Here is a 15078-nt window from a genome sequence, read left to right as displayed (position 1 = left end):
ATTTCCCTGTCCATTGCCGCTCCCCTTGCTCTACACGTCAACCCGATAATTGAGATGCAGCTCGTCCCCCGGAAGTCCGCGAATTCCCCAGTTCGCTTTCGGTGTTTCAAAAATCGTGATCTCCAGGTCCAAAACACCGATCCCCAAGGTGGGAATTTTTTCAAAAAGAAGCTGGATCAGCTGCTTTTTCGCGGCAGCCGATCGTCCTTCGAACATGCTGATTTCAATAATCGTATATTTGTCGGTGCGGTCACCGGGGTAAATGAAGTCTTCTTGATCCATGAAAAAGAACCGGTGAAACCTTTTATCCTGAGGCAGCTGTAGCGCCTCCACGGCACAGACGTGAAGCACATCCGAAAAAGCGCTCTGGATCGGCTTCAGCGTGGAACGCAGACCGAAAATTTTAATTTGAGCCATCCGTCTCTCCCCTTCCATGAAATAGAATCATCCCGGGACGCTGATTGGGTTATACGTTAGGAAAAAGAGGCGTCGAGAGATATCTTTCCCCTGTATCGGGCAGCAGGACGACGATCCGTTTATTGTGATACTCCGGTCTTTTGGCCAATTGAATGGCCGCGTAGACGGCAGCTCCGGACGAGATGCCTACCAGTAATCCTTCCCATCTGGACAGCGAACGGGCCGTTTCCAGCGCGTCTTCGTCCTTGACCTGAATGATCTCATCTACGATGGACGGATTGAAGTTATCCGGAACAAAACCCGCTCCGATGCCTTGAATCTGGTGAGCCCCCTTCTTCCCCCCGGACAGAACCGCCGAGGTAAAAGGCTCCACCGCCACGATCCGCACAGACGGATTTCTTTCCTTCAGCACCTCACCAACGCCAGTGATGGTGCCGCCTGTCCCAACGCCGCTGACGAAAATGTCCACGTCCCCGCCGGTATCTCTCCAAATCTCTTCCGCTGTTGTCATCCGGTGAATCGCCGGATTAGCCGGGTTGTTAAATTGCTGCGGAATAAAAGAGTTCGGGGTTAATGCCGCGATTTCTTCGGCTTTGCGGATGGCACCGCCCATCCCTTCATTCGCCGGTGTCAGCACCAGTTCGGCTCCAAGCGCAAGCAGCAGCTTGCGGCGCTCCAGACTAAAGCTCTCCGGCAGGGTAATAATCAGCTTGTAACCGAGAGCCGCTGCCGCAAAAGCCAGGCCTACCCCGGTATTTCCGCTCGTCGGCTCAATGATCACCGAGTCCTTGTTCAGCAGTCCGCGCTCCTCGGCGTCCTTGATCATGGCATAACCTATGCGGTCCTTTACGCTGCCTGCCGGGTTAAAATACTCCAGTTTCGCAATGAGGGTCGCCTGAAGCTCGTGCTTCTCCATCACATGGCCCAGCTCCAGCAGCGGCGTATTTCCTATAAGTTCAGTCAAGTTCTTGGCAATTGTCATTTCCGTTAACACTCCTGAATATAAAATCCAACTTCCTCCGTTGGTCATTACTTCAAGTTATCATTTCCGGAAAATAAAAACAATCCATGCGACCCGTGAAGCACCTAAGACAGGCTGCTTACCCGCGCTGCCCTGGTCATACCTCTACAATACCGGCGGCTTGGTATGGGTAGTCGATCTGCTTTTTCACGAGCTGCGCCGCTTCTGCTCCTGCGAATCGTTCGATGACGTATACGCCCAGATCAATGGAGGTGGCCACCCCGCCGGCCGTGATGAAATGGCCATCTTTTACAATCCGGGCCTGAACCACCTCTTCACAGTAAGGCTGCAGCAAGTCGTAGACGTTGGGATGGGTCGTCGCTTTCCGTCCTTTTAAAAACCCCGCAGCTCCCCACAGCAGCGAACCTGTGCATACAGACACTTTGAATTCCGCCGATTCAGCCGTCCGAATCCAGTTGATAAAATCCGCATCCTCCCGCAGCTTTCGCGTTCCCATTCCCCCAGGGATGAACACCAGGTCATACGTCGACAAATCCGGCCGGATTACATTCACGCTGACCCGCATCCCCAGTTTATCCGTCACTTCCTCCGTTAAGCCGCAAATGTCCCATGTCGTATCTTTCGTTGGCTCAAACTGCCGCAAGCGGTAGATGACATCATAAAAGCCGACAAAATCCAGAAACGTAACGCCATCGAACAAGACCAGCGCAATTTTCAAACCGAATCATCCTCTCAGAAAGGGCAGCCTAGGATTACAGCTATCTGAAACGACCCCGGGCTCTTCTATATTTTTGAACTGCTCAACGCCGTATGGGAGGCAGCATATTCTTCTTTCAGCAAGCCGTAGATCTCCAAATCGACAACACCTTTACCCGACCAGACGGTTGCCTGCCTTAACGTGCCTTCCAGCATAAAACCGTTCTTCTGCAGCACGGTCTTGGAAGCACCGTTCGCCTGCATCACTTCGGCCTGCAGCCGATTGACCCCCACCTGTTCGAATAAATAGCCGGTCAGCAGCTGCACCGCTTTCGTGGCGATGCCCTGCCCCCAATAATTTTCATTTAAAAAGTAGCCGATGGACACCATATTCACTTTGGAGTTGATATCATACACTTCGGCAATACCGGCCAGCTTTCGGGAGGAGTCCGGGATAAAGATGCCCCACTTCACTCTCGATTTTTTGTTATAGTCGCGTTCGAAATGCCCGATCATCTTTTTCACCGTATCTTTATTGTGCTTGGGGATGATTCCGCAGTAGTCAAACACGCGGTCGTTGGAATAAATTTCGTATAGGCCATCTAGATGGGCCGGTTCGATTTTACCCATCTCAATGCTGTCGTTGTGTAAGGTAGGAAAGGTGTCGAATAGCGTGTCTGTATTCAAATTCGTGGGCCTCCTTGTGGGGGTTAACTAAAGTTGAAATGATGATCGTGGACTGTCGAAAAAATGATAGATTGCAGTAGGGTCTTTCTCATCGGAACGCCGCCCCTTTTCAGTCGATGTTGGGCGCTGCCAGTTCAGCAACCTGACGGATCACGTCACCGGCATCATCACTGTTCCGGATCACAAAGAAATGGTCCGCTTCCTCCGCCGTAGGCTCTATGACGCCGCTGTCCGGAGACTCCGCCTGCTGCCGATCTAAAATTGCTTTAAAGGAAGAAGCTTTGCTGAAGATAGAAGTGCTGCGCTGGCTGTGGGCTACCCTTTCTTGAAGAACCGCATCCGGAAGGTCAAAATAAACGACAACCGTCGTAAACCCGTGGTTTCGGTAATAATCGATCTGTTTAAGGCGGGCATGGCGATGGCGGTTGGAGTTGCACAGGATGAGATGATAGGAGGTCTGATTTACCGCATAATCCACAATGGTCTGAGTCACAGCATATTTGATCCGATTAGGTCCTTGTTTCGGCAGCAAAGCCCGGTAGTGGGTATTGATAAAATCCGCATGGTTGTCCTGATCAATGACCATGGAGTTCGGCAATTGTCCTTCCAAGGCTTGGGCAAATGTCGTTTTACCGCTATGGGTTACCCCTACGGTCAGGATGACGAGCCTCTTCACTGCGGCTGATCCTTCGGCTGGTAGGCGCCCAGCTCATTTCCAAACGGATCGACGAATTTGATGACCCAACCGAATCCGTGATCTTCATACTGCCTGATATGTACTTTGTTGTCCTGCAGGGTATCGTGCAGGCGTTCGATCTGCCGGGTGATGAACATGAATGACGGCATCGGAAATTCATCTTCCGCCAGCCAAAATGTTCGCTCATTCTTTGTGCTGCGGTGCAGCATGAGAACCGGACCGGAGTTGAATTTTAACCAAGCCGCGTGATCGTACACCGTCATCACTTCAAGACCAAGCACCTTGTTATACCACTCAACCGCCTGCGGAATATCCTGCACCGGCAATTGCACATGATCGACGTTCTCTACGAGATGGTTCAAAATACTTCCTCCCTTCATTATTCACGGATCAACCATGTTTTGGCTTAGTAATATTTCAATAATTCCTTGTCGATCTCATCAATATAACCGATGTCTTCTTGACCATCCCAGAATACAATTCTGCTCGCTTCATTATTGATGACGAAAGGCCTCTCCTGATCAATATCCGCGCAAAATAATCCACCGTATTCGATCCTGCCGTCCTTTAACCGGAACTTCATCATTCCTCTAAATGCAACACGATTCGAGGTTTGATTGGTCTCCTCAGCCATCTCGCGTATAGCGCATTCCCGAAGGGATTCGCCAGGCTCCAATATTCCCCCGGGTAACTCCCAGTGATTTTTCCATGTATTATGGAGCAGCAAAAATCCGTCCTTATTCCTGGCAACGACCAAGGCGTGAGTTATCGGAAAATCCAGGTTCATTTGGGCTGCTTCCTCTTCGGATACGGGCAGAAATTCGTCAAACACATCCCCATTTTGATTGATACAAATTGGCATCCTGATCCTCCCTTTCATGAGATATAACTGAAACTCAACGGAAACCATGCTCATTAGCGCATGAGTCTATCCCTTTTTCACAATAAAATTTTGATACCTTCTGCCCTTCTCCATCCTTACGCTGACCTTGCCCTCAACAGCTACTTTGTTTATGACATTATCCCAAAACGCCTGAGCTGGAATATTGTTGCTAAGTTGGCTTAGCTCCCATTCCCCCGAAACACTTTTCAAAAAGTCCACAGCAGCCCCTGTACCGGCTCCCAGCCTCCTAAATTTGCGAAGAATAAAGAAATGGCATAATCGGCTGTTCTTTCTGGGATGTTCTATTTCTTTCGTTAAAATAAACCCGCCTATTTCACCGTCCACTTTAATCAGATAGGGATGATGCCCACTGGCAGGGTCCCAGTAAGCATCAAGTTCAGGTAGTTTTGGATAACACCCGTCTTCGCCAATAGCGGTATTAGTGAATTCGGTAAAATCATATACATAGAACTGTAGTAAGTTTGCTAATAATTCTTTTTGCGACTCGGCTGCTCTTGTAACCAGAACCTCCATCCGCTTAAAAAATCTCCCCAAGCTTGATCTCATCATATGAATGAACCGTGATATCCGCTTGGTCCAGGTTCTGGTTCCCCGAGTTCGGGTTCAGATATCCAATACACATCATGCCAGCCTTCTTGGCGGCGATTACCCCGTTTCTTGAATCTTCAAGGACGACGCAATTCGGCGGATCGACTCCTAGCTGCTTTGCTGTCTCGAGGTAAATGTCAGGTGCGGGTTTTCCTTTTGGAACCTCTTCACCGCTGACCACGGTCTTGAAAAAATGGCTCAGCCCGAATTTCCCAAGAACACCTTCAATAAAAATCCTCGGAGAAGACGAAGCGACCGCCATCGGAATATTCCGCTCCTTAAGTTGAGCAATCAGCTCCCGAATGCCTTCTATAGGCTCTATTTCGAGATTATTGAGAATATTCATTTTCAAATTCAGTTGATACTCGATCATTTCCTGAATCGTATGCACCAAATTGTGCTCCTGCCTGAAAATGCCCAACATCTCGGGATTCGTCATCCCGACAAACCGCTCCAGCTCCTGCTCCGTCGTTTTCACACCAAAGTAATCGAGCGTCTTAATGTCCACGTCAAAATGAATCGGTTCGCTGTCAATAATGACGCCATCCATATCGAAAATAAATGCGCTGTTCATGAAGTTCCTCCCTTTCGCCCAACCTGCAGTTATATTGCTTCACTTTACTGTAACAACCCAAACTTATGCTTCAAATAATACATGATCCCAGCCCGGTCCACATCGGAAAACTGTCTTGGTTCCTCTTTCATCATCCTCTGGATTTCCTCGACCGGTCTCCAACCGGCATCCGCCGTTTCATCGCCATTTCGAAGCAAGGTCCCTTCCGCTCTGCATAAAAAGTACATGCCAATGGAATCAACCGGACCTTTGATAGTCTGGTATACACAATAGGGTTCGACGCACTCCACCTCAAACCCTGGGTTGATCCCGCGCGTATCGATCCTTTTCTCGCTTCCCTCTACTTCGACGATGGTTAGTCCTGTCTCTTCTCGCACTTCGCGCCTTAATCCATCCAGGATCGGTTCAAAGAGCTCCAGTCTCCCTCCCGGCAATTCCAACGATTCTTCGCCCGGCTTGGTGCGGGCCTGAAGAATGATCTCCGGTTGGTTGCGGTGAACGCGTTCAATGATGGCCCTCGCATTGACGAAAAACATAACGCTCTCCTCCTCGTTGATCCGTCTCGCTACTTCAAAATGATTCGGACCATTTCCTTTAATGTCTTTACGGATCTTTATAATTGTTTGCGTTCCTTACAATTTTCACATGCGCACCTACAAAAAGATCAGATCCTAAATTGCATCATAATTTGATACATATTTTTTTTGTGTTATTATATATGTAATAAAGACCAAGTGCTGGTAACACTTGGTCCATACAATTGGCTTGGATGGGGTTCCCCTTCTTAGTCAGTATAAAGGAAAAAAACCCACCTTTTGCTTCCAACCTTTGGGTGGGTTTTTACTTTTTCTTGTTGTTATTATTGATGTATGTTAAAAGAGCAAGAATGAACGTCCCAAATAGGAACATGATCGTTAATGCGTCTTTTACTTCCATGGCTTCACCTCCTTTCGAAGGGAAACCATGCCCACCCAAGATTCAATTGTAATTATATTTTACCTTTTATTACATATACGCACAAGCGTTCCCATCACTTTGTTGAGGAATCCTGACCCTTAAAAAATCTTTTGAAGATTCCCCAAACAGCTGCTCCTTGAGCCTCTCTCTTACATCCACATCCGCCTGATCTAAAACATAGCTACCCCACCGCAACAATCACACTCGTAACGAGCAATAACACAGAGACGGGCGCCCAGATCCTTCTTTCCCATTTACTTCGAGTAATCAGGTTCAGCACGGTTGAAATCGTTGAAAAAGCAACCACAAACCAGATCGCTTTGTTGGCAAATGAATCCCAAGTCGTGAAGATGAAGCCCGACCTGCTCAGCACGATCGCCGCGATGGCGAGAAGAACGATAGCCTGGACAATCGCCCCCACACGCATACCCGGCGGGTATTTTCCTGGAAACTTTCCACCCATCGCATAACTTCCCCATGGCATTCCTAGTGCCAAAGCCAGTTGAAAAAGCACCACAATTAAGGTCAAAATAGTGAATACCATCGCCGATATGGATACCAACACGGTCATCCCACTCCCTCTCAACTGAAGTCTACTGGGTGAAAATCCGCTTCTTCCTCTGACGGTGTGAGCCATGTCATCGAAAGTATTCTTTTCCGGTCTGTGCTGCCCTTAGACCTCGAACCAAAAACGGTTCAAGACATTTCCGTCTTCCTCAATAAAGTCTTGGTCTTGAATCCCGCCATTGTTGAGGATCGTCTTCTTGGAGCCTATATTATAGGCATCGCAGACCACCAACACTTTATGTATTCCAAGCTTCTTGGCTTCTTGAAGGGCTAAGGAGAGCAATTCGGTGGCGTAGCCTTTTTGCCTTTCCGAAGGACGGATCCCATACCCGATATGTCCGCTGCTTTCCAATAATTTTTCATTAAGCTCATGTCGTATATTTACGGCTCCTACGATCCGATTCGTCTCCGTCACCAGCCACAACGTGGAGTTCCTTACATATCCATCCGGCAGGTCCTTGCCTTGTTCATTGTCCTCTAAAAACCGGATCATCCCTGCAAAATCCGCAGGATCCTTCGAAACTACCCAAGGCACAATCGGTTCGTTGCTTTCCTTCCAGTCCAGATAAAAAGAAAGGTACTCCTCTTGCAGTTCTGCCGTAGGTTTGATTAATCGTACATTCATCTCGGTTGCTCTCCTCAATCACAATTGTTTTATCGTCTGACCGTCCGAGACACTCCATTCCTAATAGACTATACTCAGAATGTCCTCGATCTTCTTGATGTAATATGTGCAATTTTCACGGAGCAGTTCTCCGTCGCTTCCATGTCCATACTCGGCTCCAATAGAGTCAATCCCGTTGTTTTTGGCACCGATCATATCGTGCTTTCGGTCGCCGATCATAACCACTTCGCTTTTAACAAGATTTCTGTTCTGGAGGATGTATGTAATGATTTCGTTTCCATGTAATCTTATTAAGCTAACGGGCAGCCGCTTAGATTCAGCCACAATAATTTTTTTAGCCGTATTCTCTTCCGAAGTCTTCCATCTTCTCAAGGATCGGCAGTAATTTATTCCCCTTGTCTGTAAGCGAATACTCTACCCGAGGAGGAACTTCTGGATAAACATCACGTTTAATGACTCCATCTTGCTCTAACTCTCTAAGCTGCTTTGTGAGAGAGCCTTGCGATAAACCGCCAAGAAATTTTTTTATGTCCGTATAGCGACGCGTTTCTCCTCTTAGATACCATAATATAAAGTATTTCCAACGTCCTGAAAGGACATATTGGGTAAAGGATATCGCGTACATATCCCTGTTTTCATCGATAAACGCTTTATCAAATCCTTCATTACACACCCTCATTGATATCCCCCCTGAAGGTACAAAAAGTTGTACTATGTTCATTTATATTGCCCTCTTTGCGGATCCAACGAAAAATTTTATGATAGTGTCAATGTCACCGGGACAGAACAACATTGGCCAATATTTAGTTAGCAGTCTTAATGTAATTATAGCAAAAAGGCGATTCAACTCTAAGCCTATACAGCATAAAGGAGAGTAGGGAACAAGCAAAAATATGTGAGTCCCTTATCTATACGGGGTTATTACATCAAATAAATATGGAGATGGATTACAATGAATGAAACCATTTCACTGCTTCATAATCATGCATCTGTGCGATCTTTTACCAATAAACCCTTGACAGAAGAACAGCGAGAAGCAATCTTTAAAGCAGCCAGTCAAACTTCATCTTCCAGTCTTCTTCAAGCCGTTTCGATTATTCGAATCACAAATCCTGATCTTCGAAAAAAAGTGATGCAACTCAGTATGGATCAACCCTATATTGAAGAACCAGCAGAGTTTTGGATTTTTTGTGCAGATTTCAACCGTAATCATCAAATTGCCCCAGTGGTGGATATTGAATATATTGAATTTCTGTTGGTTGGAACGTTCGACGCTGGACTGATGGCACAAAATGCTTTAACAGCAGCCGAATCCATGGGAATTGGCGGTGTATTTATCGGGGCTGTCAGAGCTAATATTAACGAATTATCTGACCTGTTGAAATTACCGAAGTATGTGATACCTTTGGTGGGATTATGCTTGGGTACCCCGGCAGGAGATAAACCTGAACTTAAGCCGCGGCTGCCTCAATCCATGGTCTTGCAAGAAAATCAATATCAACCACTGGATCAAGAGAAATTAGCCATCTATGATGAAGCCATGTTGAAGTATTATGAGAGCCGTCCGGTTATGGCTCCCTTCACAGTGAAAAAAGTAAAGGGATGGAGTGACCATATCCAAGATCATCTCCAGAGAAGTACTCTCCCTCAAATGATGAACTATTTGAACAAGCAAGGATATGCGAAAAAATAAAGTAAGCGTAAAATAGTCCCCATCTGCTGAACAGATAGGGACTATTTTACGCTTACGCTAGTGCTGCCCCAAAAGTGATAAGGGTGTTACATATGTGCCAGCGCAAGTTTTTGCTAGAGGCCTAGGAACAGGGATTGAATATAGTTCGAGCAGTAACTCACTCAAAATCACAATTTAATACAGTAAGACTAAAAATAAAGTATATCGTTAGTTAAAAAAATGTAACCGAATATCCAAAAAAGAATAATGTAAATATGGACCCGTTCAGAATAAGTTCCACTAGAAGCCGAACTTCATAGAAAGTGTGACCTTATTTGTAGTTCAGGTAATGATCAAGTGAATTATGGCTGTCTGCAATGCAAACGATTTCGTAAGTGTTCGTAATATATATGTACACAGCTGGATGATCCTCGAATTCGGTCATTTTGGACGCTGACTGACGGCCGGCCGATTAACCTACCGTGGAACAATCGAATTTTCACCCCATTTGATCTCGTGATTTCTTTGATTCTCTCCGTTTTACTACTACAAATTAAGTCTGGATCTAAATTACTAACTAAAAGGCAAGCAAGTAAGGACTTATTCCCTATTTTTCAAATGAATCAAAACTTTTCCATATTTTATCTGTTATTATATTGCACCAGAAAATCAAAATCAAAGGAGAGTTACAAAATGAGAAAAAAATTCCTCTGTTTGATGATGTCATTAACCTTCGTGCTTTCCGCCCAAGTAACAAGTGCTTTTGCTGATGATGGTACTGCGGATAAATCCAGTACTGAGAATTCAGCTAGTGTTACTTACAATTCTAATGATGCTCCTGATGCAGCTTTTTTTGATAAGCATAAGGCAGCAGTTCTTAGAGAAGAACTTGCTGAATCCGGCGTCCAGGTAAGTGACTCTCTTTCTTTAGATCAAACTATCCAAGCTGCACTTCAGAAAAAGCCAAGGTCCTCTGCAGCATTAGAAGATGTTCAAAACATTCAAGACCTAGAGATGATTTATTTGCGTGATGATGGGAAGGTATTCAGTTCTGAAAAGGGGTATATTGGACAGGCAGAACTTGAGAGTCAGTCCTCTGAATTAAATTCATCTCCTCAAGGGACAGTTTCTCCCTTAAGCCAAACTAATCCTACACCAGATGACATTCATGGGGGGACTAGTGGAGCGTTCGAACGAAGACAATTGAATTTCAGCGGTTTTGATGGCATTATTTCAAATTTCACAATTCCCACTTTAAGTTCCCTTGGCGATGGTGAAAATCCTTATATGTACTATGGTTTTGATTCAGATTCTGTTAATGTTGCCAGTGAAGCCGGGTATATGTGGCAAAAAGGCGATGGTGTAAGCACCTTTCCACGGTGGAAGCCATATATTCGGGTTGCAGTTAACGGAAGCTCCTCTTGGAAGTATGGAACTGAATCATATGTTAAACACGATGGTGATGTGGTGAATAATGTAAAGTCGTATCTAAAAAAGGCCTCTTCTACTGATAGTACATATACATTGTATTTTATAGTGGGTGCTACTCAAGTCCTGCTTGCTGATTCGAAGCTAACATCATTATCTGGTGTCGCTGTCAAACGGGTAACTTCCATTGCTGTGGACGTTGGTAAGTTTAAAAATGGAAATGAAATTGTAGGCAAATCAATGAATGCAAGATTTGATAACCTGCAAGTATCTTTAAGTAATAGTGATTATTATTATCCTTGGAGTAACTACACAGAATATAAGTATTGGAACACGACTAATGGTAAATGGTATGGTACCATTGACTGTACGAGCTCTTATATTCATCGGTCTAATGGTGCAATTTCCATTTACAGATAGTGTATAGTATAATATATGCCTCTTTGGCTAACCAAAGAGGCATACGTTTTTAATTGAAAGGAGCGTTTTTTATGAGGAAGAAATTCTGGTCCATGTTGATTTTAGCTGCCGCATTGGTTCTAACAATTCCACTTACTGCAGGAGCAGCGCCAGCGAAACAAACACCTATTCACTTGAAAATAGGCCCGTATTTTGTTCTTTATACCGAACCATCCTCTCCATTTATAGATTCAAAGAACCGCTTGGTTGTACCTCTTCGTTCTTTTGAAACATTAATGGGAGGAAAAGTTGACTTCAACAATACAACTAAAAAGGCCACCATTTCTTGGTTAAACCATAATTTTTCAATGACTCTAAATTCAAATCAGGCTTATGTTGATGGAAAGCCAATGTCAATGGATACCAAACCTATTTTAAAAGACAATGCCATTTTTATTCCAATTCGACTTTTACTGGATCAAACAGATGTTAAATGGGCATCGGAAAATGGTGTAGTCCATCTGTTAGATTCAAGAGTTATCAAGGGCAAAATTTTCTCAGCTTTCTCCGGTGAATTAGAATCAGGAATGAGTGAGAAAATAAAAAATCAAAATGCTATAACATTAAAGGATTACCAAATCGACTTGAAAACTGGTGGAAATTCGTCTTCTTTTGATGGAAAATTAATTATTAATGCAATAAACACTTCTTCCGAAAATATTGCAAAAGGAAAAAGCGATATTAATGCATTAATTTGGTTTGAAAATGGAACATATTCAGGAGAACCATACAACAAATATACAAGCCCTAGACCAGGAGTCAAACATAATGGAACGATCCAGCGGATTGTACCATTAAACCTTTCCTCAGATGACAAGATTAGTGCAATAATTGCAGTGGGAAGATCTTTTGAATAGATAATCCTTAAATCTTCGAGCCCACCCGCACATGGGGGCGAATCAAGAAAACGAAAAACGGTCTCTTCGCAATCAATGTGAACAAGAGGCCGTTTTTTATTGCCCTGCAGCATTTTGAAAATTGCCGCTCACGACGGAGTTTCGTTAAATACGAGAGTTGAAATTTTTAGGTCCATCACGAAAACAAAGTGAGAGAGCCCAATTATACCCTACTCTGCAGGAATGGGTCTCGCTTCGATCGATTTAAGGAATTTTGACCGCGTGCCCAATCCCATTTTATACGCTGTTAATATCGAAAATGAGTTCTTTGTGCGTGAAATCGTGCACTTTTAATTAGGCCCTTAACTATAAACAAAAATCATTTCCAGTTTTACAGTAAACCAATCGCACTCATTTTTTGTGGGCACACTGACACTCTATTGGGATTTGGAAAAAGCACGAAATCCACTCACAATAATTTTTTATTTATATACTCGGAAAGAAAAATTTTTATTTAATGTAACTTTTTTAAATTAGAACTGTTATATAAAGTAAGAACTTTAATTAAATTTCAAAAGTGGTTAAAGAATAATGAATCCAGGCATAAAATGGAGGCGACTTTAATGAAAAAATTCATAAGAAATAAAAAGGGGAAAATTATTACGGGAGCTATCTTTACGGTAGGTATTTTGTTATTTATATCCATTCCTGTCACAGCTAAAGTGCAAAATAGACTAGATCATCCTGAGGTAGTGAATGAACAAAACAGAGACATGATTGGAAAAGAGACCTTTGATAACTATGTTTTAAAGTTCCAGGATGGAAGATATATTGATTCCAATGGAATTACATACTCGGAGGCTGACCTGAATAAAGAAAAACAGAGAACTATTCCTAATAATCCAATAGTAAAAGAAATAAAACTGGAGAATTTCATCCCATCCTCTATAGTCGAGTTTGAAGCTGAAGAAAAAAATGGGTATTTTATTTCTCCCGAAATAATTACCATAAATGGATCTTTAAGTGTATTGACGAAAACTAATGGAGAGGGGTGGGACTTCAAACCAGGAGAAAAATTAAGCATTCGATTTAAAAAATACAATTCGGAGGTGGTAACTCACCAAAATTTGATGATTGGTGTCATTAAAGATGGAATATTAAATAAGGGTGAAATATTTGATAAACTCGAGAGAAAATACGAATTAACCATTTCGGATCCAGGTACCTACTACATTTATCTGTTAAACGCTAGTTCGGACACGATTACCCTCAAAAATGGTGAAGTGATTATTTCCCAATAGTCTAATCAAGAAACTGCCTTAATAGAAGTAGTAAAAATTGTATTAATAATCCTAGTAAAGGAAGCTGAAAGCAGAATATACATAAAATTTATTCTCAAAAGTTTTCAGTTTTAAGGTTTAAACAGTCATCTATAAAAATTTACATTAGCCCGCCCGTGGTAAAGGAAATATTTAATACATTATTGTCTAAACATGACACTAAATAAAAATTCAGTAGTCACTAGGCATTAAATCGATCTATTGACATATGTACAAAATCCTGATTTTGTGTAATTGTATTTGAATCATATGAAAAAGCGGCCTCTTGGACAACATGATGTGAACAGAGGCCGTTTTTTGCTACCTACAGGAATTTCGAAAATCGCCGCTAATGGGCCGATGGCGATTCTTTATACTAAAAATTTATTTCCGAAACTAGTTTTAGTAAAAGGGTCAAGATTAAGGAAGCTTTAGAGTGCGAATCAATTTTCAGATTTATATTATTAATATGTGTTCGAACAGTAGCTTTGCTGATCATTAAAATATCACTAATTTCTTTGTAGTCAAAGTCAACAATCCAATAAAAAAAGATTTCCATCTCTCTTTTAGAAAGGTGATATGGCTCTAACATTTTTTCAAGAGGTTTAATTGCTTGTAAAGAAGCAAATTTGTTCACTAAACTCTTCACCTGCCTGAGATAGAAATGCAAGACTAAAGTGGATCGTATGTGTTGATATTTATGAATACAAGCTTAATAATGCCTTTTTGTAATCAAGCAGTCCAAAACCATAAATATTTTCAGGTCCAATCCTCTTCGATGTCTTGTCAAACAATTCAATTAAATCAGTTTCCTTTATTTTTGGATCTATACTCATGAATGAAATAATCGCACTTGAGATTAGCGCTGCTGAGGCAGAAGTTCCGTTTATTTCAAGTTTTTTTCCATCTTTACTTATCTGTGTCGGAATATTTTCACCCGGTGCAGAAACAATTATATTATTATTGAAGTTATTATTAAGCATGTAATTGTTGTTAGGATCTACACTAGTGACAGTTATTACACCTTTATAACTTGCAGGATACATAGATTGTTTAGTAGAATCATTACCTGCAGAACACACGACTATTATATTTTTTTGTAATGCCGTTTTAATAATTCTTTCCAGGGAGGTATTATTTTTATATACGCCTAAACTTATATTAATAATATCGACATTTAAATCTATTGCCTTTTGAATTCCTTCAACTAGAGCATCAATAGATATATCATCATCGTGACCAACGTTTATTCCATCCAATTCAAGTTTCTTCCTAAGCGAATTATCTTTTCTATCGAGAAAACTACTATTACAAATGATGTTTGCCATAATCGAACCATGAAGGTCATTCGGATTTTTATTTATGTTTTCTACAGAGTAAGAAGCCAGGTGAACATCATTTGTACACACCTTAGAAGAGTCTATTCCTGTATCAATGATTGCTACCCTAATAGTAGTCTTATTTAGTTTATTAATGCTCGCATAATCAATAGTACTGAAGGGCCAAGAAGCATTTTCTGGTACAATAGTAGAATTAGAATTAGAGTCTCTTACAAATGTAAAATAAACAACAAACAATAATAAGCAACAAATAAATGGTAATATGAGCTTTCTCACGTTTTTCCCCTTAGGAAGGCATAAAAAGAAAAGGAGAATTAGAATTCTCTTTTC

At 42.5% G+C, this 15078-nt stretch carries 21 protein-coding genes; 4 read left to right on the top strand and 17 right to left on the bottom strand.

What is annotated here, in order from left to right:
* Window positions 1–30 precede the first annotated feature (30 nt).
* The 15 genes from ABIE48_RS02545 to ABIE48_RS02475 form a co-directional block, all read right to left on the bottom strand.
* Entirely contained in the window at window positions 31–417 is a 387-nt protein-coding gene (locus ABIE48_RS02545) for a tautomerase family protein (protein WP_192716393.1), read from the bottom strand.
* 49 nt (window positions 418–466) lie between these two features.
* On the bottom strand, window positions 467–1399 hold the full coding sequence (gene cysK / locus ABIE48_RS02540) for a cysteine synthase A (protein ID WP_192716392.1): 933 nt from the start codon (window positions 1397–1399) through the stop codon (window positions 467–469).
* 136 nt (window positions 1400–1535) lie between these two features.
* Entirely contained in the window at window positions 1536–2117 is a 582-nt protein-coding gene (locus ABIE48_RS02535; RefSeq protein WP_192716391.1) for a DJ-1/PfpI family protein, read from the bottom strand.
* Between the two features lie 65 nt (window positions 2118–2182).
* Complete coding sequence (locus ABIE48_RS02530) at window positions 2183–2782, bottom strand: GNAT family N-acetyltransferase (protein WP_192716390.1); 600 nt, start codon at window positions 2780–2782, stop codon at window positions 2183–2185.
* Window positions 2783–2891: 109 nt separating this feature from the next.
* Window positions 2892–3458, bottom strand: coding sequence for an ATP-binding protein (locus ABIE48_RS02525; protein ID WP_192716389.1), 567 nt, complete (start codon window positions 3456–3458; stop codon window positions 2892–2894).
* The gene (locus tag ABIE48_RS02520) at window positions 3455–3841 is read right to left on the bottom strand and encodes a VOC family protein (RefSeq protein WP_192716388.1); all 387 of its coding nucleotides are present in this window, start codon (window positions 3839–3841) and stop codon (window positions 3455–3457) included. Before ABIE48_RS02520 ends, ABIE48_RS02525 begins: the two co-directional genes overlap by 4 nt.
* Before the next feature lie 44 nt (window positions 3842–3885).
* Complete coding sequence (locus ABIE48_RS02515) at window positions 3886–4395, bottom strand: NUDIX hydrolase (protein WP_354518245.1); 510 nt, start codon at window positions 4393–4395, stop codon at window positions 3886–3888.
* A gap of 12 nt (window positions 4396–4407) precedes the next feature.
* Window positions 4408–4896, bottom strand: a complete 489-nt coding sequence (locus ABIE48_RS02510) for a GNAT family N-acetyltransferase (RefSeq protein WP_192716386.1) — start codon at window positions 4894–4896, stop codon at window positions 4408–4410.
* 4 nt (window positions 4897–4900) lie between these two features.
* Window positions 4901–5545 carry an HAD family hydrolase gene (locus ABIE48_RS02505; protein WP_192716385.1) on the bottom strand — a complete coding sequence of 215 codons (645 nt, stop codon included), beginning with the start codon at window positions 5543–5545 and terminating at the stop codon, window positions 4901–4903.
* 44 nt (window positions 5546–5589) lie between these two features.
* Window positions 5590–6081, bottom strand: a complete 492-nt coding sequence (locus ABIE48_RS02500; RefSeq protein WP_192716384.1) for an NUDIX hydrolase — start codon at window positions 6079–6081, stop codon at window positions 5590–5592.
* 304 nt (window positions 6082–6385) lie between these two features.
* Window positions 6386–6481: a competence inhibitor ComI gene (gene comI / locus ABIE48_RS02495; RefSeq protein ID WP_019419116.1), complete on the bottom strand. Its 96-nt coding sequence runs from the start codon at window positions 6479–6481 to the stop codon at window positions 6386–6388.
* 202 nt (window positions 6482–6683) lie between these two features.
* On the bottom strand, window positions 6684–7073 hold the full coding sequence (locus ABIE48_RS02490; RefSeq protein ID WP_354518242.1) for a hypothetical protein: 390 nt from the start codon (window positions 7071–7073) through the stop codon (window positions 6684–6686).
* A gap of 102 nt (window positions 7074–7175) precedes the next feature.
* The gene (locus ABIE48_RS02485) at window positions 7176–7694 is read right to left on the bottom strand and encodes a GNAT family N-acetyltransferase (protein ID WP_192716383.1); all 519 of its coding nucleotides are present in this window, start codon (window positions 7692–7694) and stop codon (window positions 7176–7178) included.
* Window positions 7695–7754: 60 nt separating this feature from the next.
* Window positions 7755–8018 carry an HAD hydrolase-like protein gene (locus tag ABIE48_RS02480; RefSeq protein WP_192716382.1) on the bottom strand — a complete coding sequence of 88 codons (264 nt, stop codon included), beginning with the start codon at window positions 8016–8018 and terminating at the stop codon, window positions 7755–7757.
* A gap of 10 nt (window positions 8019–8028) precedes the next feature.
* Complete coding sequence (locus ABIE48_RS02475; protein WP_076172373.1) at window positions 8029–8373, bottom strand: winged helix-turn-helix transcriptional regulator; 345 nt, start codon at window positions 8371–8373, stop codon at window positions 8029–8031.
* A gap of 273 nt (window positions 8374–8646) precedes the next feature.
* On the opposite strand from ABIE48_RS02475, the gene nfsA reads away from it, so the two are divergent.
* The 4 genes from nfsA (at window position 8647) to ABIE48_RS02455 (ending at window position 13390) form a co-directional block, all read left to right on the top strand.
* Complete coding sequence (gene nfsA / locus ABIE48_RS02470; protein WP_192716381.1) at window positions 8647–9387, top strand: oxygen-insensitive NADPH nitroreductase; 741 nt, start codon at window positions 8647–8649, stop codon at window positions 9385–9387.
* Window positions 9388–10059: 672 nt separating this feature from the next.
* Window positions 10060–11214, top strand: coding sequence for a hypothetical protein (locus tag ABIE48_RS02465; protein WP_192716380.1), 1155 nt, complete (start codon window positions 10060–10062; stop codon window positions 11212–11214).
* A 71-nt stretch (window positions 11215–11285) separates the two neighbouring features.
* On the top strand, window positions 11286–12110 hold the full coding sequence (locus ABIE48_RS02460; RefSeq protein WP_192716379.1) for a copper amine oxidase N-terminal domain-containing protein: 825 nt from the start codon (window positions 11286–11288) through the stop codon (window positions 12108–12110).
* Between the two features lie 602 nt (window positions 12111–12712).
* Window positions 12713–13390: a hypothetical protein gene (locus ABIE48_RS02455; RefSeq protein ID WP_192716378.1), complete on the top strand. Its 678-nt coding sequence runs from the start codon at window positions 12713–12715 to the stop codon at window positions 13388–13390.
* 394 nt (window positions 13391–13784) lie between these two features.
* Here ABIE48_RS02455 and ABIE48_RS02450 read toward each other — a convergent pair whose 3' ends face one another.
* Complete coding sequence (locus tag ABIE48_RS02450) at window positions 13785–14045, bottom strand: helix-turn-helix transcriptional regulator (protein ID WP_192716377.1); 261 nt, start codon at window positions 14043–14045, stop codon at window positions 13785–13787.
* A gap of 61 nt (window positions 14046–14106) precedes the next feature.
* A complete protein-coding gene (locus tag ABIE48_RS02445; RefSeq protein ID WP_192716376.1) occupies window positions 14107–15024 on the bottom strand; it encodes a S8 family peptidase in 918 nt (305 codons plus the stop codon).
* Window positions 15025–15078 lie beyond the last annotated feature (54 nt).

This window comes from Paenibacillus sp. OAE614, from assembly GCF_040546645.1.
Classification (GTDB): Bacteria; Bacillota; Bacilli; order Paenibacillales; family Paenibacillaceae; genus Paenibacillus_AQ; species Paenibacillus_AQ favisporus.
This window is presented reverse-complemented; position numbering and strand designations above follow the sequence as displayed.